Annotated in this window: 18 protein-coding genes and 1 CRISPR repeat array; of the genes, 3 read left to right on the forward strand and 15 right to left on the reverse strand. The window is 54.6% G+C overall.

Annotated elements, in window-relative coordinates; translation table 11 throughout:
- Positions 1 to 91: 91 nt before the first annotated feature.
- Positions 92 to 1,351: a hypothetical protein gene (locus ACFSO0_RS04655; protein WP_376877178.1), complete on the forward strand. Its 1,260-nt coding sequence runs from the start codon at positions 92 to 94 to the stop codon at positions 1,349 to 1,351.
- Between the two features lie 99 nt (positions 1,352 to 1,450).
- On the opposite strand, the gene ACFSO0_RS04660 is transcribed toward ACFSO0_RS04655, so the two are convergent.
- Both ACFSO0_RS04660 and ACFSO0_RS04665 read right to left on the reverse strand, forming a co-directional pair.
- The gene (locus ACFSO0_RS04660; protein ID WP_376877181.1) at positions 1,451 to 2,434 is read right to left on the reverse strand and encodes an ABC transporter permease; all 984 of its coding nucleotides are present in this window, start codon (positions 2,432 to 2,434) and stop codon (positions 1,451 to 1,453) included.
- Complete coding sequence (locus ACFSO0_RS04665) at positions 2,412 to 3,371, reverse strand: ABC transporter ATP-binding protein (protein ID WP_376877039.1); 960 nt, start codon at positions 3,369 to 3,371, stop codon at positions 2,412 to 2,414. The genes ACFSO0_RS04660 and ACFSO0_RS04665 overlap by 23 nt, the downstream gene beginning before the upstream one ends.
- 129 nt (positions 3,372 to 3,500) lie before the next feature.
- On the opposite strand from ACFSO0_RS04665, the gene ACFSO0_RS04670 reads away from it, so the two are divergent.
- A complete protein-coding gene (locus ACFSO0_RS04670) occupies positions 3,501 to 4,286 on the forward strand; it encodes a GDSL-type esterase/lipase family protein (protein WP_376877042.1) in 786 nt (261 codons plus the stop codon).
- Here ACFSO0_RS04670 and ACFSO0_RS04675 read toward each other — a convergent pair.
- From ACFSO0_RS04675 to ACFSO0_RS04710, 8 genes are all read right to left on the reverse strand, one after another.
- Positions 4,278 to 5,513 carry an MDR family MFS transporter gene (locus ACFSO0_RS04675; protein ID WP_376877045.1) on the reverse strand — a complete coding sequence of 412 codons (1,236 nt, stop codon included), beginning with the start codon at positions 5,511 to 5,513 and terminating at the stop codon, positions 4,278 to 4,280. The two genes, ACFSO0_RS04670 and ACFSO0_RS04675, sit on opposite strands and share 9 nt — an antisense overlap.
- Positions 5,514 to 5,732: 219 nt before the next feature.
- A complete protein-coding gene (locus tag ACFSO0_RS04680) occupies positions 5,733 to 6,581 on the reverse strand; it encodes a YtnP family quorum-quenching lactonase (protein WP_376877048.1) in 849 nt (282 codons plus the stop codon).
- Between the two features lie 95 nt (positions 6,582 to 6,676).
- Entirely contained in the window at positions 6,677 to 6,973 is a 297-nt protein-coding gene (locus ACFSO0_RS04685) for a hypothetical protein (RefSeq protein ID WP_376877184.1), read from the reverse strand.
- Positions 6,974 to 7,143: 170 nt separating this feature from the next.
- Entirely contained in the window at positions 7,144 to 9,150 is a 2,007-nt protein-coding gene (locus tag ACFSO0_RS04690) for an oxidoreductase (RefSeq protein WP_376877051.1), read from the reverse strand.
- A gap of 249 nt (positions 9,151 to 9,399) precedes the next feature.
- Positions 9,400 to 9,852, reverse strand: a complete 453-nt coding sequence (locus ACFSO0_RS04695; RefSeq protein ID WP_376877054.1) for a hypothetical protein — start codon at positions 9,850 to 9,852, stop codon at positions 9,400 to 9,402.
- 74 nt (positions 9,853 to 9,926) lie between these two features.
- On the reverse strand, positions 9,927 to 10,232 hold the full coding sequence (locus ACFSO0_RS04700; RefSeq protein WP_376877057.1) for a hypothetical protein: 306 nt from the start codon (positions 10,230 to 10,232) through the stop codon (positions 9,927 to 9,929).
- 227 nt (positions 10,233 to 10,459) lie between these two features.
- Positions 10,460 to 11,881: an LCP family protein gene (locus tag ACFSO0_RS04705; protein ID WP_376877060.1), complete on the reverse strand. Its 1,422-nt coding sequence runs from the start codon at positions 11,879 to 11,881 to the stop codon at positions 10,460 to 10,462.
- Positions 11,882 to 12,112: 231 nt separating this feature from the next.
- Positions 12,113 to 12,250 (reverse strand): hypothetical protein, encoded by a 138-nt coding sequence (locus ACFSO0_RS04710; RefSeq protein ID WP_376877063.1) that lies wholly within the window; start codon positions 12,248 to 12,250, stop codon positions 12,113 to 12,115.
- 252 nt (positions 12,251 to 12,502) lie between these two features.
- On the opposite strand from ACFSO0_RS04710, the gene ACFSO0_RS04715 reads away from it, so the two are divergent.
- Positions 12,503 to 13,723 carry an MFS transporter gene (locus tag ACFSO0_RS04715; RefSeq protein WP_376877066.1) on the forward strand — a complete coding sequence of 407 codons (1,221 nt, stop codon included), beginning with the start codon at positions 12,503 to 12,505 and terminating at the stop codon, positions 13,721 to 13,723.
- Positions 13,724 to 14,314: 591 nt separating this feature from the next.
- Positions 14,315 to 15,013: a CRISPR direct-repeat array (repeat unit 36 nt; unit sequence CTCCAAACAGAACCATGCTTCTATGACTGTTCGGAG).
- 227 nt (positions 15,014 to 15,240) lie between these two features.
- Here the strand turns inward: ACFSO0_RS04715 and ACFSO0_RS04720 are convergent.
- The 5 genes from ACFSO0_RS04720 to ACFSO0_RS04740 form a co-directional block, all read right to left on the reverse strand.
- Positions 15,241 to 16,530: an RNA-guided endonuclease TnpB family protein gene (locus ACFSO0_RS04720; protein WP_376877069.1), complete on the reverse strand. Its 1,290-nt coding sequence runs from the start codon at positions 16,528 to 16,530 to the stop codon at positions 15,241 to 15,243.
- Positions 16,531 to 16,796: 266 nt separating this feature from the next.
- The gene (locus ACFSO0_RS04725) at positions 16,797 to 18,860 is read right to left on the reverse strand and encodes a YecA family protein (RefSeq protein ID WP_376877072.1); all 2,064 of its coding nucleotides are present in this window, start codon (positions 18,858 to 18,860) and stop codon (positions 16,797 to 16,799) included.
- Positions 18,861 to 18,941: 81 nt separating this feature from the next.
- Entirely contained in the window at positions 18,942 to 19,214 is a 273-nt protein-coding gene (locus ACFSO0_RS04730) for a hypothetical protein (protein WP_376877075.1), read from the reverse strand.
- Positions 19,211 to 20,209, reverse strand: a complete 999-nt coding sequence (locus ACFSO0_RS04735) for a hypothetical protein (protein ID WP_376877078.1) — start codon at positions 20,207 to 20,209, stop codon at positions 19,211 to 19,213. The genes ACFSO0_RS04730 and ACFSO0_RS04735 overlap by 4 nt, the downstream gene beginning before the upstream one ends.
- A 171-nt stretch (positions 20,210 to 20,380) precedes the next feature.
- Positions 20,381 to 21,937, reverse strand: coding sequence for a hypothetical protein (locus ACFSO0_RS04740; RefSeq protein ID WP_376877081.1), 1,557 nt, complete (start codon positions 21,935 to 21,937; stop codon positions 20,381 to 20,383).
- Positions 21,938 to 21,949 lie beyond the last annotated feature (12 nt).

The following is a 21,949-nucleotide window of genomic DNA, read 5'->3' on the forward strand; positions in this document are numbered from 1 at the left end:
GGAAGACACGGACAGCGATGTGTTCTCTCATATAGAAACCTGTGAAGAATGCATGACATGGATCGAAAAACAGATGACAACGGACGAGGAGGTGCAGTTCTTGAAGGAGGTACCGCTACCCTCGGCAAACCTGGAAGAGAGAATCATGCAGTCCATCTACCAGAACGCCGCTCAAGGCACGCCCCCTCATGCCGCTGCCGAAACCTTGCAGCCGCCGACACCGATTGCCGGCAGCAAGCGCCGGGCCAAAGGCTTCCCTTCATTCGCCTGGGTCAGCGCTGCTGCCATCTTGCTCGCAGTAGGCTTCGCCGGCTATCAGCAGCTCCAGCCGGGCGGTCAACAGATGGCCGCACAACTGACAGGTTCTGCTGGCGGCAGCGCCAATGATGTCGCCTCCTTCAACACGGAGATTCAGCCCAAGACGGCACGCGCAGCAGCGGAAGCACAAAACGCCAGCATGCTGAAGGAAGCCCCTCTCGCTGCCGATGTGACGCCAAAAGCTGCGCAAGCGCAGACTGCCCCAGTCCCCCCTGCCGTACAGCCAAAAGCGGTCGAGGCACCGGTTTCCAATGCGGGCGCAGCGATTGCCATGGACAGCCCACAGGCAAAAAAGGCCGCTATCGAATCGCGGTCAAGCCGCACAGAAACGCCAGCATCCCGGAGCACGGCGACCGTCAATCCGCCTGCAGCCGACACGCAGGCAAAAGAGGCAGCGATTCTGGCTGACACGGCAAAGGGAAAAACGAGTGCATCGCTTACGGCCAAGGAATCGCCGGAAGCGACAGACGACGAAAGCGGACATGTATACGCTGCGCTGACGGCTCCGGACGAGACAGCAACCGATACGCATCCGTCCGCGAATGCCTTTGCGGGACCGCCTGCACCGACTGAACGAAAAGATGCCATCACACTCTCTACTTTTTCCGATCTCGAGACGGCTGTACAAGCATCAGATCTGCCTGTACCAGTGTTGCCGCAAACGACCAGCGGCTTTACGGTCGCTGATGTGTCCGTACAGTACGAATCCGAAACCAGCACCAAGGTGACGCAACTCACCGCCAACTACAAGCGCAACAACAGCTGGATCAAGATCGACGTCGTCCGCAACACGCATGGAAAGCGCAGTCTTTCCATTCCCGGCACGTTCACCGCTACCCAACTGTTTACGGTCAACGGCCAGCAAGCCATTGGCGTGTCATTTGACCAGCAGGACTCCAAACCGTCGAGCGCACAGCATGCGGTTCACTTGAACGCCCAGGTGGATAACCAATCCTTGTACGTAGTCATATCCGCCAGCGGAATCAGCCTCGATGAATTGATCGAAACCACGAAGCTCATCACATGGCAATAAGAAAAAGGACATGCAGAGCGTATCATCCATTACAGCTCGCATGTCCTTTTTTTGCCTTTTTACTGAAGCACGTCGTCGCTCCGTCCAAAGCCGAGACGCTTACGATGTGACATCCCGCTTGATAAACACCGTGTAGGCGACGATCAGCGCCGCGACCGCCCAAACCGTCAGGACCGTCAGTGAAAACGGCAAGGTCATGCCCTTGATTGGCGGCAGTGAGCCATTCAGGTAGTCGGTCAGCTGCAAATTCACGACGAACAAGTATTTGGAGGACTCCCAGGAGGAAGCCATCTGCGTCAGGATCGTGCCGCTGATCAAGGCGGCCATCATGATCCCCATGCCCGCTGCCGCACTGCGCACCAGAACGGAGACCATGAACGTCACGGTGCCGACCACGACGCAGACGAACCAGCCCAGGCCGTACTGCAGCAGAAGAAATTGCCACTGCGGCAGCATAAACGCGCCTGACGTCTGCAGCTCCCCTCCCGTCACCTCAAAGCCGGTCAAAATGGGCAGCGTCCACCCGGAGTAGCCGAACACGACGCCTGACATGATATAAGCCAGGACGAGCGTCATCAGCACCGTAAGCGAGGTAAACAGCAGCAAGGTGATGTACTTGCTGGTCAGCACCTTCCACCTGCGGACCGGTCGGGTGAGCAAGAGCTTGATCGTTCCTTCGCTGAACTCCGCCGAGACCAGATCCACCGCCAGCACGACGATAATCATCGGCAAAAACATCGAGACAGCCTGATCCATGAAGCCGCGGGCAAACGTCGGTCCCCCCGGCGCCATCGGGTTGATGTCGTGATCGAGGTAATACTGCTGCTGCTGGATGCGCACCTTGATGAAATCGCGCCATTCGTCAGGCAGGCGGCTGGAGGCGAGCCTGTTTTGCATGTCCACGATCTGCTGTGTCAGCAAGGGACGCCAATCGGTGGTGCCCATCCGCTCCTGGGCCGTGACGACCGAGCGGTACTGGGCGTATGTAAAAATCGGGATGAGGATGGCCAAAATGAGCACGACGACGAGAAAGCGGCGCCTGCGCAGCAGTTTCACCGTCTCATTTTGCACCAGCCCCAGCATGCTCTGCCCCACGGTTTCCACCTCCTTTGGTCAAAATCAGGAACAGGTCCTCCAGTGTGACTGTCCTGGTCGCAATGCCCGTAACGGGAATTCCTGCACGCACCAAGGACTGGTTTACTTCACTGACCCGATCGACATTCATCCGGCACTTCAGCCGATCTTCACCGGCCTCCCACACTTCCGTGACAGCCTCATGCCTGCTTAGCACCTCCATCGCATCACGCAGGAAAGCAGGCTGGATCGTCCAGTCCACCTGGTCGGCGAACTGCTCCATCAGCTCCCGCACATGCCCGACGGAAATGACCTTGCCCTGGTTGATGATCGCCACGCGGTCGCACATCATTTCGATTTCGCTAAGCAGATGGCTGGAAATAAAGACGGCCAGCCCTTCCTCCTCCGCCAGCCTGCGGATGAACTGACGCATCTCGCGTATTCCTGCCGGATCGAGTCCGTTCGTCGGCTCGTCCAGAATCAAGATTTTCGGGCGGTGCAATAGTGCCTGCGCGATCCCCAGGCGCTGGCGCATGCCGAGCGAGTACGTCTTGACCTTGTCGTCGATCGCGCGTTCCAGATCGACGAAGCGCGCAATTTCTTCGATCCGCTCCGGCGTGATGCCGCCGCTCATGCGGGCGAAGTGCTCCAGGTTTTCCCGCCCGGTCATAAACTTGTACAGCTCCGGATTTTCCACAATGCAGCCGACCTGAGAGATCGCTTCGGGAAACCGCTCCAAAAGCGAAATGCCGCCGATTTTGATCTCGCCCCCGTCTGCCGCGGCCAAACCGACGAGCATGCGAATCGTCGTCGTCTTGCCGGCACCGTTCGGCCCGAGAAAGCCGAACACCTCGCCGGGGAAAACATCAAACGTAATATCGTGAATGATCGGCTTCTTTCCGATCTTTTTGCGCAATCCTTTTACGGATAACACTGGATCAGCCAACGGGCACCCTCCTGTTCAATCGCCGCATCCTCGCCTGACGGAAGCAATCTGTTTGTGGTACACTGTCAAAAGATGTCTATCCACATTATACCACGATCCATGATTCACCATCGAACAGGAGGGTACCTGATGCGCACATCCGGACAACTGCTCTGGCGCACGGCAGGTCTATTGTCTCTCGTATCCTTTTTGCTGTTTGCGACAGGCTTCGTGCTCGCCTTGAACCCGCAGCAACTGGCTCCCGCCAAGGAAGCCGTGCCAACCGCCCCCGAAAAAGCGGCCCCCGTGCCCGCAGAAGGAATCCGCAAGGTAGTGGCATTGGGAGATTCGCTCACCCGCGGCGCAGGCGACGCCAACGGCCAAGGCTACGCAGGCCTCGTCCGCCAGGTACTGGAGAAAAAATTCGGCAAGCCGATCAGCTTTTCCAACCTCGCCATCAACGGGCAGGAATCCCCCGACCTGGTCAAACAGCTGGGGCAAGAACAAGTCAAAGCGCAGCTGGCTGAAGCCAATCTGATCCTGTTTACCATCGGCGGCAACGATCTGTTCAGCCAGACCGGCGGCCTCTACACGATCGACGCAAAAAAATTGGCCGCAGCGACAAAAACGCTCACGGCCAATTATGAAGAGATCATCCGGCAAATTCGCGCCGTCAACAAGCAAGCGACGATCGTCTACACTTCCTTGTACAATCCGTTCGGGGATACCTACGCATCCGCCGAGACGATCCAGCCTGTGCTGGACTGGAATCATACGGCTGCCGGGATCGCAGCCAAATACCCGCGCGTCATCGTTGTTCCTACTTATGATCTGTTCGTGAACAAGGAAAAAACGTACCTGTACGCGGATCATTTTCATCCCAACACCGCCGGATACGAGCGCATCGCCCAGCGCATCCTGCAGGCGCTAGATTGAGTCGGCCCGCGCGTAGTTGATGGATTTTCCGGTGCTCGCCAAATACGCGCGCTGTCCCGCCCATTGGAACACGCTGCTGACCATGGAGAACGCCGCCACGACGAGGAACAAGGTCGTCCCGCCGTAAGCTGCGAGCAGAATCCCGCCCATCCACGGACCGATGAACTGGCCTGCGTTGCTGAAGCTTTTCGCACCGTAGTAGCTGCCCCGCATTCCTTCGGGAGCCATCCGGTCGATCAGCACGTCACCGGAAGTAAAGGTGAGAATTTCGCCAAAGGTGAAGAAGACCATGGCAATCATGAAGACCGTCCAAGAATGGGCAAAGGCGTAGCCGACGTCCCCGACGGCGTACATGGCGTTCCCCACAACAATCGCGGTGAGGGGCGTCTTTTTTTCTGCCCAGGCCGTCAGCGGCAGCTGCATGACCACGACGACGATAGCGTTGATGCTCATCAGGATCGCGAACAGCTCCGTTCCGTTTGCCACCGTCATTTCCGCGAATTTGGCCAACGTCGACGACATCTGCGAGTAGCCGACCGCGCCGAGCATACCGGCGAATATGTACAGGCGAAAAGCCTTGTCATGGACAAGGACGCTGAACGCGCGGGCGAAGGTGACATGCTCCTTCTTCTGCCCTTCGATTTTTTTGATGCCGAATTTGTTCAGCAACCATTGCAGGCTGATTACGTACAGCAAGTAAATGAATCCGGTAAGCAAAAACGGCAAGGCAACCGACGCCTTCGCCAGCACCGCCCCGGCAATCGGCCCGACCGCTACGCCCACGTTGATGGCCGTGTAGCGAAGGCTAAAGACCCGAAAGCGCTTCTCCGGCGTGGTCACGTCTGCCATCAGCGCCTGGGACACCGGCTCGTAAAACGAGCGACAGAGCCCGCCGAGCATGTTCAGCACCAATAGCACCATCGGGTTCTTGCTGACCGCAAACCCGACGAATACGAGCGTCCATACATAAAGGGCGCCGATCATGACCCGCCTGCGCCCGATCCGGTCAGACAAAGTCCCTGCGATAAATCCCCCCACCGTACCCGCGAGCGGACCTGCGCCAATCGTCAGCCCGATCATTGCCATATCCATATCGGTATGATTGGACAAATACAGGAACAAAAACGGCATGCTCATGGAACTGGCTGCCCTGACAAACACCGTCCCGATCACCAGTGACCAGACGATCGGGTGAAACTCCTGCAACAGCGATGTGATCCTCCTCATGACCCTCTCTCCTTACCGAGCTGTTCTGCAAACTTCTCCTGCCAGAACAGATGCTCTGCGATGTACTCATTGTAGAGAGAGGGAGGGGCTTCGTCAATGATCATTCAAAATTTTTGGATTATGAAAAATTTCTATGAGGTACATCACATTTTCGATACGGTATCGTCCCGGCCACGCCTACGCTGGCAGTCCCAAAACGGCGGTAGGCCCGGTTGATCTTCACAGCTCCACATCGAGATGCTCGATCAGTTCGCCCTTTTCATTCCATTTGACGACGCGGTAGAGGGCATCGTGGTAAAACGTGAACCAGGCCCCCTGCTCGATTCCGCCTTTGATCCATTTTTCCTTGGCGAAAATGGAGGTCATCGGGTAGTCGTCATAGGCCATGACCCACAGCGAATTTTGATGGGCATGAGTCGGCAAGATGTCTGCGAGGTGCAGGGCCAGCTGCCCTTCGCTCTCCATCCGCACGATCGCATGTCCCTGACTGTGCCCCCCTGTATGATGGAGGGTAATTCCCGGCAGCAGCGCGAGTTCCTCGCCGTACGTCCGCACCTGCCGCTCGATCGGCCGCCAGTTATCCTCCCAGTACGTATTGCGGGAGCGGATATTCGGTTCGCGCATTTCCGCCCATTCCTGCTCCTGGACGTAGATGACGGCGCGCGGGAAGGTGGAGACGAGCTGACCGTCCTGTACTGTCACCAGCCCGTTGCAATGATCGTAATGCATATGCGTCATGATGACGATGTCGATGTCCGCAGCCGTAAGCCCTTTGGCAGCCAGCGATTCGATCACCAGAGATTCCTCTAGCAGCCCGAAATTGCGCTTCTGCTTGTCCGTCAGCCGCCCGTTCCCCATTCCGGATTCGATAAGTATTTTCTTGCCGTGAGCCTCCAGCAGGATCGGATCTGCGCGCAGAGGGACCTGGTTGTTTTCATTAAACGGGTATTTTTTGCTCCACAACGGCTTGGGCACAACGCCGAACATCGCCCCGCCATCCAGTTGGGTCAGTCCTCCCTTCAACCACGTCAGGTGAAAGGCACCCAGCTTCCATTCGTTCAATTTCATCCTTCGCTGCCTCCTGTGTTTCGTTTTCGATTTGTACTGCCGCACGCTGCTGCTGCCGGTTATGGCCAGCAAAAAAGCACTCCGTCAAGAGTGCCTTATTGCTTTTCCGCCACACTTACGGTTCGCGTCGTCGGGGCGATCTCCAACAAGATTTCGCTGGAGACGGCTTGGACCGTCACGTCGGAATCAGAGCGTCTGTGGTGGAGAACCAGTTGAGCGATTTTTTCAGTTTCACGGTATACGCTGATCAATGTTTGCAAAGGATTCGCACTGCCACCTGCGATCACCTTAAAACCCGGGGCGATGGTAAACTTCCATCCTTCTACCTCTATCAACGGAGCAGATGAGTATAAGAAGTGACGTTTACCCAGCAATATGCCATTATGATTCATCAAGGCGAGTGCCCCCAATCGAAGGAATTTGAGCAATATGCTATCATTTTGCAAGATTTTAAGTACGCTGAAAAGCCTTTCGACAAAACTTCTTATAAGGCGACATCCTCTTTATCATACACTACTTTCAGTCTTTTCGGAATAAAGAATCACTTCTCCAAAGCAGCGGTCTAAATCACCCTGCCGACTGCAGCCCCTTCGTATATCGCCCGCTTGGCGTCGAGCTCTCCCGCTTCCTTTGCCCCGCCGATGAGATGGACAGGGATGCGCCCTTGCAACGAATGGTACAGGCTGTCATTGGACGTCGCGCCCGCCGCGATAATGACGGTATCGGCCAGGACCAGTTGTTCCTCCCCCTGCTGATTGACGACAACCACCCCTTCTGGCGTAATTTCCTTGTACGCAATCTGCGTCATCATTTCTACGCCGTGCCGCTTCAGATTGGCGAGCACTGCCCAGCGGGTCGTCTTGCCCAGCCCGGTTCCGACATGCTTTCCTCGCCGCAGCATGCACACCTGTCTGCCGCTTCTCTGCAGACGGTGCATCGCCTTGCTGTCGAGGATGCGATATTCCAGCAAATACTGGACGACCTCGGCGGAGAATGATTGATCCTGCACGAGCAGATGCGACAGGTCGCAGGCGATTCCGCCCGCTCCCACGATCACTGCGCGGCGGCCAACCTGTACCTGTTTGGCAAAGACCTGGTCGTAGCTGATGACATGGCCAAGGTCCACGCCCGGGATGTCGGGACGGCGCGGGATCACACCTGTAGCGACGACGACCTCCTCGAATCCTTCCGCGAGCAAGGAATCAGCCGTGGCAGCCGTCTGCAACCGGACCTCCACCCCCAGTTTCGCGAGCTGCACCCGGTAGTAGCGCAGCATCTCGTTGAACTCCTCTTTGCCGGGGACTTGCCGGGCATAATTGATCTGCCCGCCGATTTGCGCCTGCTTTTCAAAAATGACGACCTGATGCCCCCGCTCCGCGAGCACGCGCGCCGCTTCCAGACCGGCCGGACCTGCGCCGACGACTGCCACCCTTTTGCTCACCGCAGTCGGCACGAGCGCCCATTCCTTCTCCCGCCCGACGACCGGATTGACCATACAGGACGCGACCTTTCCGTCAAAGATGTGATCGAGACAGGCCTGGTTGCAGGCGATACAGGTGTTGACCTCGTCGAACAGCCCTTCCCTGCTCTTGCGGACGATCTGCGAATCAGCCAGAAACGGACGGGCCATGGAGACCATATCGCAGCGCCCTGCCGCGAGGATGTCTTCGGCCTGGCGCAAGTCGTTGATCCGGTTGCTGGCAATGACCGGGATACCCACAACCTCCTTGACCTGCTGGGCGACCCAGACGTATGCACCGCGCGGAACCATCATGGCAATCGTCGGGACCTTCGATTCATGCCAGCCGATCCCCACATTAAGAGCGTTTACACCTGCCTGTTCAAGCATGACGGCAAACTGCAGCGTCTCCTCCATTGTCGTGCTGTCTGGGATGAGATCGAGCCCTGACATCCGAAAGATGACCGGATAGTCCGTTCCGACCGCTGCCCGCACCCGTCTCGCTACCTCCAGCCCGAAACGTGCCCGCCGGTGAAAGTCTCCTCCCCATTCGTCCTCCCGATGATTGGTAACCGGAGACAGAAACTGGTTGATCAAATACCCTTCCGAGCCCATGATTTCCACAGCGTCAAAACCAGCCTTTCGGGCGCGTACAGCCCCGTCTGCAAACGACTGGATGGTCATCTCGATCTCTGCGGCGTCCATCGCCCGCGGCTTGTGACGGTTGATCGGAGCCTGCAGGGCAGATGGCGCCACAGATTCCATACCAGTCGCCTCCTGGTGGGCATAGCGCCCCGCGTGGAACAGCTGCAAGGCAATCTTCCCGCCTGCCTCGTGAACGGCAGTCGTGATCTGCTTCAGCGGCTCAATATGTTCATCCATGTAAACATTGCAATAGGCATCCCCCATGCCGCCTTCCGGACGGACCGCCGCCCCCCCTGTGACGATCAGACCGACCTCTCCTCTGGCCCGCTCCGCGTAAAAAGCGGCAAGGCGCTCTACCCCGTCCTCCAGCTTTTCAAAGCCTACGTGCATCGACCCCATCAACACCCGATTGCGCAAGAGCAGTGAACCGATTTGAATCGGCTCGAGTACCTTGGACAGGCTCATTTTTTTCCCTCCCAAACCACTACGAGTGAACACTCATTCATTCTTATATGCATTCTCCCCGCGCAAGCAGAATTCCTTCTTGTCTGACGGTTCGTCCCCCCATCATGCCTGATCTTCCGCCGAGAAGCTCCCCGCGGCCGGGAAGATGGCTTGCTCGCAGCTGCCAGGCGAGCAGGAGAAAAACTTATGCCAAAAAGCCCGGACGCGGTGCCCGAGCTTTCTTTCTACTGCATGTTGTTGCCTCCCGATTCAGGACAGACGCACCAGCTTGCCGAGGTCGGCGGCGAACCGCTCGAGCGTGCGCGTCAAGGTTTGCGCCTCCTCCTCGCTCTGCGGCTGTTCCGCGAGAAAGTGGTAATCCAGCACCACTTCGGATTGCGCAGACTGTCCGGGCTGTACATAACGGCGTTTTTCCGTCATGGCGACCTCGGGCACGACCGCTTGCGCCTGCAACCAGAGCGAGCCGCCATCTTCCCGTCCCGTAAACTGCACTTCTACTTCGACTTCACAGCTGCCCTCCAGTTCAAACAGGTGAATGGTCGCCAGCGGCTTCCCCTCTGTTTCTTCGTCTGCAAACGTAAGAATGACTTCCCGCACCTCTGCTTCTTCCACGAGCGACTGATCCGACCGCAATGTCACGTCGAGAATCGTCCCGTAAGCAGAAAGATGTTCATTTAATTGCTCCACCATATATTGCAGCACTTCGTTTCTCCTCTCGCATGCGATGATGTTCTCCCAGCAGTATAGCACGCCGGGAGGCACATCGAAAAACCCCTTCACGGGGAAGGGGTTGGTGAATTTTTTTGATTCATGAATTCGGTCAGCCAGGCTCTGCGCACTTCCTTATTTGGGCAGTATCCCAAAATGTAGCTCTCTCCGCGCATATATTTTTCCTTGATCCACTCTTTGTGCTTGCGGAAAAAGGCGTGTTGGAAATCAATGGGCATTTGATGGTATTCTTCCAGGGCTGAGGGGTTCTGGAGGAAAAAATCTTCGTCATACACAATTTCTTCATTTTGTTGGCGGCTGATCAGGTAAACAAAGGCAATCACCAGAAACAGATTCACCAAGAAAATTGTCATCCAAATCCCTCCAGTCAAAGTACCGTAATTGTCTGATTAATCTGTCTTGTCGGTATATTATTATTGTACCATGCATTTCGTGTTTTCTAAACCTATCCTGGCAATATTTTATTAAAAAACTTTCAAAAATAAATATACAGGACGAGAATAGGCAAAAAGGCCGACTCTCGTCCCAGGCAGGCATAAAGAAAGGCACCCGCTCTTCGCAGAACGGGTGCCTGATACAATCAGGAACTGGTCTTCGTATTGGTCGAATCTGTTACCGGAGACGCGCCGGTTTGGGGAGGCTGGACGATGTCCGGCGGCGGAGTCGCTCCAGCGTCCGGCGCATTGCTTGCAGAGTCTGCCGGCTGCGTCTGCCCCTGCCCGCCCGGACTTGCCACATCCGGCGGCGGCGCCGTGCCGGCATCTGCGGCATCTCCAGGCGCTTCCGCCATTTCATGCTCCTTTTTCGGCTCCTCTGTGGCAGGTTCTTTCGGTTTGGATGAAGATGCGGCAGATCGGGTCGTTTTCTTTTTGACCGTCGGCTTGCTGCTGTTGGACGCCGCTACTGCCTCTTCGCTTGCGCCCAGCACAGGCGAGTTGTTCAGCTGGGCAACCACATTATCCGTGATCCCCATTTCCGCTTGCAGCGAGTCGCGGACGGCCTCAAGCTTTTCCTTCTCCAGATACGTGTACCCGCCTTGCCAATATGCGCCGTTGTCCAGCGTGGTCACCATCGAAGAGCTAAAGCCTTTGAAGTCGTATACGAGGCCAGTGATCTGGTCTTTGGAGAGGTCGGTATGTATGTTTTTCGCGCCGACATCCATGATGGCAAAGATTTTTTTCAACCCTTCCACAGAGCCGACTTTGTCCACGACCGCCTTGATGACTTCCTGCTGGCGGCGGTTGCGGTCGAAGTCGTTGGAGTAGTATTTCGTTCCGCGGTTGTCGTGGCGGTGGCGGACATAGCCGAGAGCTTGCTCGCCATTCAAGGTCTGCAAGCCGGGATTCAGGTTGATGTGCGTATTGTCTGTCGGATCGTCGTAGACCAGCTTGCGGTCGACGTTTACTTCGATTCCGCCCAGTTCGTCGATCACTGCCTTGAATCCATCGAAGTCGATTGCCACGTAATGCTCGATCGGAATCCCCAAAATCTCGTTTAACGTTTTCTTCGTCAAGGAAATACCGTCTTCCGTGGGCGTCCGGTTGTTGCGTTCCGCCGCGCGACGCTCCGCTTCCCCGTTGGCATAGACGGAATTGATCTTGTGGTAATCGCGATAGCCGGGAATTTTGACCCGCGTATCGCGGGGAATGGAGACCATCGTCACCTTTTTCGTTGCCGGATTGGCGACTGCCACGATCATCACGTCCGTATTCATCGAACCGGTCTCCGGACGGGTGTCGGAACCGAGAATGATAAAGGACATCGGCTTGTCGCTGTGATATTCCGGATCGACATTTTGCGAGACGGGGGAGGTAAAGTCGTCGTTCGGCTTCGTCATCGTATCCAACGTGTCATTAATCTTCCAATAAATTGCTCCGGCCGCGCCGCCGACCAAAAGCAGAGCGATCAGACACAACAACACAGCAAATCTACGAAGTTTGCGACTGCGTCCCGGCTGCTTCTTTCGGGGAGCGGAGGCGCGTCTTGCCACCTTTGCAGGCATATGTATCAATCTCCTTGTTCGCGCGCGCTTTTTTTGAAAAGAAAAAACAGAGGCACACTTGTGAACAGTGCCACTCGACATGATGCACTAATATTTTCTTCAGATGGGAATACTCTGATTCCGCTATTGTACCATACCATTGTCTGCATTTGTAGAAAAATGTTCCTGGCAAGCAGAAAACCCCCATCTTTTTGTCGATGGGGGCAGTTCGTATTGCCGCAGCCAACTTGCCTATTGCCTGCCGCGCGGAGCCTGGCTGAAGCCCTGGACTGGGCCGTCCGGGCGCTTTTGGGTTGAACGGTGGGAGTCTCCTCCCTGACGGACGTGGCTCTCCTGCTTTCCATTTACATCGTTCGACTTCTTTTCCACGGGAACACTCCTCCTTCTGTTGAAGCTACCCCGTAGTCTGCGCAAGTTCCGCTATCTCATTCCGGCTGCCGGCGCATGATGTGAAGCTGCTTGCCTTTGGCATACATTTATTCCCATCCTATATATGCTGCAGCTATACGGATGACGGTTGGCGCGTTCCATGCTAAAGTGGGAACAAATCCGCCACACTGAGCAGGTGTGGGGAAAAGGAAAACGGGACACATTTTTCTCGGAAAATGGGAGATGAATCAGATGAGTGCAACCCCTGCACCCCTTCATGCGTCACCTGCGGGAAACGCAGCCCCTACGGTTTACCGGATGCTGTTTGCGATCAGCATTGTTCACCTGCTGAACGACAGCCTGCAAGCCGTTATCCCGGCCTTGCTGCCGATCGTGGAGAAAAACCTCGCACTGACCTTCACGCAAGTCGGACTCATATTGCTGGTCATGAACCTCACCTCTTCGGTACTGCAGCCTGTCGTCGGCTATTTTTCTGACCGGAAGTCGCATCCGTTTCTGCCGCCGCTCGCCTTGCTCATATCCGGGCTCGGCATGCTCGCGCTCGCTTTTGCGGGCGACTATTACCTTGTCCTGATGGCAGTCGCCTGCGTGGGCATCGGCTCCGCAGTGTTCCATCCGGAGGCTTCCCGGTTCGCCCACCAGGCTTCCGGCGTTCGCAGAGGTCTGGGCCAGTCCATTTTTCAGGTAGGGGGCAATGCCGGCCAGGCGCTCGCCCCGCTGATGACCATTCTGATATTTGCCAACCTCGGGCAGACCGGCGCCAAGTGGTTTCTGCTGCCAGCCATCCTCGCCAGCGGGGTCCTGTTGTATGTCGCCCTCTGGTACCGTACCCAGCAGCGCATGAAAAAGGCCGCTTCCGGACCCGTTACGCACAACCATCGACGCAAGCGGTTCATCGCTCTCGGCCTGCTCGTTCTCGTCGTCACCGTCCGTTCGTGGATGAACGCCGGTTACCAGAGCTTTTACCAATTTTACCTCATGTACATCAAAGGAGTTGAATACTCCCACGCACAGGTCGTCGTGTTCGGCTTCCTGCTGGCTGGCGCGATCGGAACCTTTCTCGGCGGGCCACTCTCCGACCGTTTCGGTAAGCGCAACCTGCTGATTCTCTCGACGCTTGGAGCTTTTCCCTTGACGATCCTGACGCCGTACGTCTCCGGCATCTGGACGTACCCTTTGCTTTTCCTGAGCGGCCTGATCCTGCTGTCCAGCTTTTCCGTAACGGTCGTCTACGCCCAGGAACTGCTCCCCGGTCGCATCGGAACCGTATCCGGGCTCATAACCGGGCTGGCCTTCGGGATGGGCGGCATGGGAAGTCTTGTCTTTGGCTACCTTGCTGACATGTTCAGCCTGACGTTTGTCATCACGCTCTGCTCGTTGCTGCCGTTGGTCGGCTTTCTCGGGTTGCTCCTGCCGAAAGACGAAACGGTCCGGGAGTGGGGGCGGATGTAACAGGGGCATGGCTCAAGGCGTTGGGAAAGGATAGAGAAGAGGGCTTGTCTCAACAGTCGTATTTTTGACTTGGAGACGGCCCTTTTCATGTTATCTCTTTGTTCCGGTCCTGACTTTATCCTCGGCTACTCGCAAACACTTGAACTTTTGTTCATTGCCAAAGATAAAAAGATCTTCACGGAGTATACACTGACAGTCAAGCAGCTCGCGAATGGGATATTTAGTCTTTGTGGTTACAATGATTCTGAAGTTCGCTTCCATGAAGAATTGAAGAAGCGAATTAAAGATTTAGACGAACGTTCACGGTATGGTTTACATTGCAATCTTTTGTTGGCTTGATTTGAGATTCCAACAAACAACCTACATGTATTTTCAGTAGCTCCATTAGTATCGAATTTTTTTCAAATAATAAGAGCCTTTCATGATTCATTTAATAAGCGCGAGAAAATCTGGCAGGACGTATACTTAATAAGAAATTTAAAAATGTTGGTAAGGTAAGAGCCTTGTTATTCAGGCATTTAAAGTTAAGGTATAAAAATCGGCGCCTTCTATACCACCGATATGCGATTCGCCGCCTGCCTAATGGTTAGTCTCCGAATAGAATCATGCTTCTATGACTGTTCGGAGTTTTTATTACTTATTACATATGTAGCAACATTCTTGATCTCCGAATAGAACCATGCTTCTATAACTGTTCGGAGATCTTTTCAGCGAACAACATGTACCCATTCGCATCAGAGTCTCCAAACAGAACCATGCTTCTATGACTGTTCGGAGGCCGGTTTCCCGGTCGTCGGACTGATCTCAAGTTTTTCTCCAAACAGAACCATGCTTCTATGACTGTTCGGAGCTTGTGCGAAGCCATGAAATCGCAATTCCAGCTGTTCTCCAAACAGAACCATGCTTCTATGACTGTTCGGAGTTTTTCGAGCAACCTTCTTCGACGACAAGACCTTCTCCAAACAGAACCATGCTTCTATGACTGTTCGGAGGGTCAGCCGATTATGTGGCGAGTGATTAACTCTGATGCCTCCAAACAGAACCATGCTTCTATGACTGTTCGGAGCAGAGCACCCGTATCAAGTGATCCATAAGAGATATTTGCTCCAAACAGAACCATGCTTCTATGACTGTTCGGAGTCACTTTGAACGCCTATAACGTGTCCCCTCCTTTCGCAACCTCCAAACAGAACCATGCTTCTATGACTGTTCGGAGACGATCTTTATCAATTAAAAGAAGAGCAATTAAATAAACTCCAAACAGAACCATGCTTCTATGACTGTTCGGAGGCTAATATTGACGCGGGTTCGCACCACCTGTAATGGCCGTTTTTATGCGAGCACCCTGGAACGTCAAAAAACCTAAGGGTCGCTCGAAGTCAGAAGCTTGAAACTGTTCCCACGCGCTGCGTGGAGTGGCTTTTCACCTTATCGAGTGTCTTGGTGCATCATATGTAAACCTCGCACCCACTGTCTCGATTTAAGGACGCTGGATCGCCCCAATTGTTTTATTAATTTCAAAGAGCCAAAGTCTGTTGGATGATCTGTTCGATATCTTTTGTTGCGATATTCCTAGCAGCGTTATAATCAGCATGCGTCTGGAATCCACATGCCTGGCAGAAAAACTCCCTCGCTTGCCGGTTTTCCTTGGCAATATACCCACACTTCGAGCAACGCTGACTGGTAAATTTAGGATTAACCTTTTCGACCTTGATCCCAACTTCTTTCGCCTTGTACTCAATCTTCTGTTGGAGATCATAGTACGCCCAGTTTTTAAGGAAAGCTTCTTCCTTTTCTTCCCTGAATCCCGACAAGTCCTCCATCTGAATGATGCCGCATCTGTGTTTCAGTGCGATTTCCACCACAAAACGCGAGTACTTATGATTGCAGGAGTCCCGGAAGTTGGCAATCTTCGCTTCAGTGACTTCAGTTGGCTTGATTCTAGTACGAACTCCATGTCCTTTTCGTCCATCGCCACAGTATTTTCCTTGCAAGTTCAACTGCTTGCGTCTACGCTCCACTTGCTTTCGGAATCTTTCAATCTCACCGCCATCAATCTTATAACGCTGATATAAGTCATTAAAGGCCACGTATATAGGAAACATGACACCCAGATCAACTCCCATGATACGCTCCGGATTGAGAACAGATTCTGCTGGCTCAAATGAGTATGTAAGATTCACAAACCATTTTTTCTTATGATAGATGATCTGTGCCACACCAGCTTTATACTCTCCGTCAATGAGGCGGTCAATAATCATTTGCTGCGTTTTATCTTTGACATGCAAAAGTAGGTCAAACGATCCGAATCTACGCCCTAACTCTTTACTGTACTCTTTGCTCATAAGCCCTGTTCGCATGACATAGCCTTCTGATTCTCGATGTAGCGAATACGCTTGTGATACTAAGTCAATTGGACAATCCCTTTTGTAAGAGGGGATCGACTTCTCACCTTTGCGGATATCTGGCAAGTCGGACTTCCACTTGTCAACGGCACGCTTAATAGATTGATTGAGGTTTCGTCTGTCACTTACCGTGTACATGTCCTTTAGTTGATCATACACGTAATGCATAATGGACCCGACATTACCACCTTTTTTCTTGGGGAGTACTTCTTTCGGTATCGGATACAGTCCATATTTCTCTTTATATTCAGAGGAGAACCCTTGCCACTCCCAGGCCAATTGAATGGTTTTGTTTAATAACGCGTGAGTCTCTCGTTGGACTGTACGCAGTACTTGCCCAAGGACGTCCCAGTCATCATCAAGAGGCTTAATGATCTGGTAGCGCATTACCTTCGTTAACATTCATACACCAGCTCCTATATGGATGGATTTGGCATGATGGCGTCCTCCGTTTCAAATCAAAAAACTATTCTAATAACAGATGAGGCGCATCTAATACAAGGTTGGACAGGAATAACAGGTTTTTATTCCCGGTTTGGTGAGGTCTGGAGTTCCATCTGCGTGACTTACTTCCAATATCACATGGTCTTACTCTTTAATTGTCCGCCCAAGAAACGCAAAAAAGGTGCCCCCTCCGAGACACTGCCAAGGGACACCTTTTTATGCGATTAGAGCAGTACGCCGGTCGGCGCGCCGAGCAGTTGGGCGACTACAGGCGGATACAGCTCCGGTGTGCCGTACACCTTCCAGCTGCCGTCTTCTGTCTGTCCAAAAAGCCCGGAAATGAGCCAGTCGGCAGCCAACACTTGACTGGCGTCTGCCTCGAACACCAGCTTGATCGCTTCGCCATTTTTGCGTTTGGCGACCCAGCCGTCTTTGTCCGGCTCCACCAAGAGCAGCGGCTCATCGACGATTTGACGAGGGCCTTTGGCTTGGCCAAGCAAGTTCTGATTCGCCTCTTTTTCCAGCAGGCCGCGCAGACGGTACGCTTCCGGAAGCGTTTCTTTCAGCTCGCCAAGCAGCGACTGAATCGACGCATGGATGCTGGCCGTCCCCTGTTTGTCCAGCCACTTGAAAAAGGCGGTCAGGACGGAAAACAGATTCGCGGCGAGCGTCTTGGTCGCCGCATCTGTGCGCGTGTAAATGTCGTGCACCAGGAAGTACACCAGCTCTTCCTTGCGCAGTTGGTCCCATGTAAAGTTCGGGCCGAAAGCGCTGCGGACGAACGAACGGAAGTTGTTCATGACCTCGTCGTACTTTTTGATGGTCGCACCTGACTTGCCTTCCGTCATTTCCTGCACAAACCGGCTGATGTCCGCCAGTCTGTCGGGATGCACGGTGTAGACGCTCTCCGGCAGCCCTTCGATCAGCGGGCGGCGCAGCAAGTTGTTGATGTGCAAGCTGTCGTTTTTCAGAGCCAGTCGGGGACGAAGCATGTCTATTCGCATGAATCTCGCCAACCCATGCCCTACCTTGCTGTCCTGCTCCATCTGCTCCATCAGGCTTTCCAGCTTGCCGTGCAGCGCCTCATTGTCGGAAGCCGCCACCAATACGGGAGCAAGCTCGTCCAGCGCCTCGTGCGGCGTGACCAGCCATTTTTCCGCAAAGTACGTCTGTACAGCCCATTGCAGCACTTTGGGCGGCAAGGTCGGCTGGCTCGTAATGAACAGCGTGCCTTTGGACAGCTTGGAGCCGGTGGAGGTCAAGACGCGAATCCCTTCCTGTTTTTGCAAAGGATGCAGTTGCAGCAGCTCGGCAATTTCATCCAGCTGCGCAGCGAAGCCTTCCAGCATGACATGCCCCTCATGGATGATCACTTCTGCCTGCACCTCGTACAATTCGAGCAAGGCGCCCTTCAAGGCCGGGAACAGATGCTCTTCTTTGCGAGTCGCATACACCCAGATTTCGCTTGCGGAATCTTTTCGCTTCAGCTCAAAAAAGCGCGTCGCTTCCATTTCGGCGATCAGTTCGTCGCGGCTGGCGACCGTGTACGTGCGGCGCAGCAAGGCATTTTCCGCTTTGCTCGCGCCGCCTTCATCTCCGAACGAAACGATGAAGCGATACAGGTCTGTCGTATAGACACGCTTGCTCGTATCGTTCGCCGCTTCTGTCACTTCCGGATGCTCCTTCAGCCAGTCCAGCAGCGCTTCCTTCACATGCGGCTGCAAAATGATGCTGCCCGAGAAGAGCATGTCGCGCAAACCGAGATTGAGCAGACGTGCGACGATTACTTGGCCCGGCTCCACCTGCAGATGCTGGGAGCGCAGCAGGTAGTGCATCTCGCCCGTGACTGGCTGCTGGACCGTGATAATGTCGCGGTCGAGATCCACTACTTCGTAAACGTTCAGATGCAGCCTCGCGAATGCGCGGCGCAAGTCCGGCTCCATGCGGCGGCCATATTGCTTGAGGTAGTTCTCCAGCAAGGTGCTGCCGCCCGTTCGCACATCGAGCACGCACCAGTTGAAAAAGTGCGCCGCCCATTCCGGACGCATGATGCGCTCCTCCGGCAGACCGACCTCCTCGGCAAAGCGGCTGCGCGCTTCCTGGATCGCTTCAGCGGTCACATTTCCACCCACAAAGTTGTTCAGACGCTCGACCCAGCCAGCGTATTCCTTTTGCAGCTTTTGCTCGTGACGGCTGCGAAGCTCAGTGATCGGAGTGACCACGCCGCAGCATTTTTTGTATTTTTTCCCGCTTCCGCAGGGACACAATTCGTTTCTGCCTACAGACATAGAGGGTTTGGCTCTCCTTTCCATCCCACGCGGCATGCGCGGGGAATCCTGCACAATCCCCCTATTTTACCGCATTATTCTTCATGTGTTCAAGTGTTCTCGTTTTGATTCATGGACAATACCCACTTCGCCGTTGTGTTCCCACTGGATGATAAACTTCTCCAGACGGTTCATCAGCCTGACGATGCGCTGCTTCTCGTCCATGCATGCAGATATAGCAGGGAGCTGGTTCGTGGCAAAAAGCTGCACCACTTCCTGCTCCATTTCCTGAAGCCGAATCCGATAACTCGCGATGACTTCGCGCAGCAAGGCAAACCTCTGCTCCAACCGGATTGTAGCCTCATCCGTACTCATTGCTCTTCACTGGTTGCCAGCACCTGCTTGATGCCAAGTGCGATCTGTTCATGCTTATGTTTCTCTTTCATCAACAGTTCTATAGCCTGCATATTGCTTTGTTGAAAATGGCCGACAACTTCCTGCGTCCTCTCTTGCTGGCGCGCTTCCAACCGGCTGATTGCCTGTTGCAGAAGCTCCTGTACCTCTTGCAAAACTTGTCGATCAGATACAGTCGTATTCATTGTTTTTTCCTCCTTCGTATTAGTTGATGATTCATGGTGTCCTTCTCCAAGCTGCACGTTATGTACCGGTTCAGCCGGCTCCTCTACTTCTGTCCCGGTTGTCGCTATCGTTTCCGAAGGGGCGGTGACGGCAATTTCCTGGACCGCCGCTTCGTCCTCTACTGGCTCTTCGCTGCGAACAATAATGTACAGTCGTTCTCCATCGATGCGGAAGCGATCATCCAAAACAGGCAAAAACGCCGCATCCTGGGCAATTCCCACTTCCTGCTCCAGAAAATGAACCAGGGAGCGAGAAGTCACTTGTGTGATGCCGTTGCTTACGCAAAAAGCATAGACTTGATCGTTGCCGAGCGTCCATTCGGCCAGAAACCAGCGGGGATCGCCCTGATACTGCACAAAGCGCGGGTCCTTCTCCAACTGCAGCAGACGCTGAATCTGATTCCAGCCAAACTGGGTTTGGCGACGCAGCTCTGCCACGATCTGCTCCGATTTTTTCGGCGAGAGCGTATCGCGCAGAAAACGGTAGGCAAGATCGAACAGCTGGTGCGGCTGATAAGTCAATTCCACAATCGCTTCCGAGCTCCCTACCCGTACAGGCGACTGCTCCAGACCAAGCACTTTGTCCAGCAGTGACTCGCTGTCCAGATTCAGATAAGCGTTCAGCTCGTGCGCTTCTATTCGGGAGCATACTTCCGTCCGGGGGAGGGAGCGCTCACCGGACCGGAATACCTTTTTTACAATGCTTGACAGGGTATAAGTTGGCCGTTTCATGAACTGTCTCCTTCTCGTGACCGGCATTGCTTGCCAAATCAAATGGGAATCAAAGAGTTATTCTACAAAAAGAAAAAAAATCCTACCTGCCGCGAAGTGTTTCTCTATTCCGATAATTAGATAAAGAAAAAGCCCGGCAAAGCCGTCGTTGGCTGTGCCAGGCTCGCGTTTTCATTCCTCCCAAAGCAGCCAGCTGCGCACGGCGCTGCCGCTATAGGCGTCAATCGCCCGGGAGAGGCTGTCTTCGCTCGCTGCGTATACGAGCTGCGGGAGCTGGGCCGTCTGGTTGCCCGCTTTGGGATACAAGTAGCATGGGAGCAGCTTGACCTGCGCGAGAAATGCTTCTTTTGCCGATTTTTCCCCGATCAGTCCCTCTCTGTGCAAATGGCTGGGCAGCGGGAGCGCTGCGGCTGCTTTTGCGAACACGACCTTCCCGCTGCGCGGATCGATCTCCACGGTGTACAGCGGCGTTTTCGTGGCGATGCCATCGACTTCGGGATAAAAGTCATACCGCTGCACACTTTTCAGGCGTTCCCCGGTCTGGTCTACCCACGCTGGCAGCTGTTCGTTCAAGCTGGTCGCTTTCACTTCAAAGGACTGTTCCTTGTCCAGCAAATACGTCTCTACAAACTGGACAGCCAGCTTTCGTCCTGCGGAGACCGAAAGCGGCTGCTCTCGCTCCTGCGCCGCCTGCCCCTCGACCTCGATCCGCAGCGGTGCGCGCGACTTGCGATCAAGCACGATGCGTGCGCTCTCTTTGGCTACTGCCGTCCATTCGTGCACGTCGATGTCGCTCTTTTTATCGCCATCCGTGACGAAGTCGTACTTCAGGCGTCCAGGTGCGAGCTGCAAGCCTTGGGTCAGCACCTTCTCCATGTTGCCTCTGTCCTTCCACCAGTCCTTGCTCGCCGTCCCCTTTAGCGTAACCGAATCGCGCTCTGTCACTTGCAAGTCAAAAACGACCGTCCCTGTCATGGCATCGATCAACGGCTCGTTTTCCGGAACGTACACGAGCTTACCTGTCTCCTGGTCGTAGACGAGCTTCATGGACAGCGCTGTCTCCCACGCCTTCTGCGCCTGTCCGGCCGGCACGGCCTTTTTCGGATCGGCCACCTTGGAGGCGAGCGGCAGCTTTTGCTTTTTCTGATAAAACTGCACGACCTGCCCGTCCGCATCTACGGCGACATAGCCGAGTTCTTTTTTCACGGGAACGCCGCCCAAGGTCGGGTAAAACGGGACGACGAGCAGTCCTTCCCTTTCTGTCCCCCTGTCCGCTGCCCGATAACCTTGTGCAGCTACGCTGTGGTCGAGGGCGACTTGCTCCCGGATGAAGTTGACCGCCTTCTGGTAAGGGACGTCGCCGGCAAAAGGTTTGGCCTTCTCCCGAACCGGATCGTTCAGTTTCAGGTACGTAATGTTCCCTTGCTCATCGACGGCGAGATCCAGCGAGACCCCTGCCGTAATTTTGCTTTTTTTGTCCGAGAGCGCGATCCGGTATTCCCCGCCGTCCTTGACGAACGCATCGGTGTGCAGGTTCCCCAGCGCCGGGACGTAGTCTTCCTTCAAGTCTTTGAGCACTTTTACGAGCTCTTCCGGCAGCGGAATGACCTCCACGTCTTTCTTGTCGATGCTGCTGGCATAGACAGAGGCAGGTATCAGCACGGCGGCCGGCGATGCCAGCAGGCTCGCTGCGACGAGCACAGACGCTGTCCGGTTCCAACGCTTCATACAGATTCCTCC

This window comes from Brevibacillus sp. GCM10020057, from assembly GCF_042683565.1.
In the GTDB taxonomy this organism is placed as follows: domain Bacteria; phylum Bacillota; class Bacilli; order Brevibacillales; family Brevibacillaceae; genus Brevibacillus.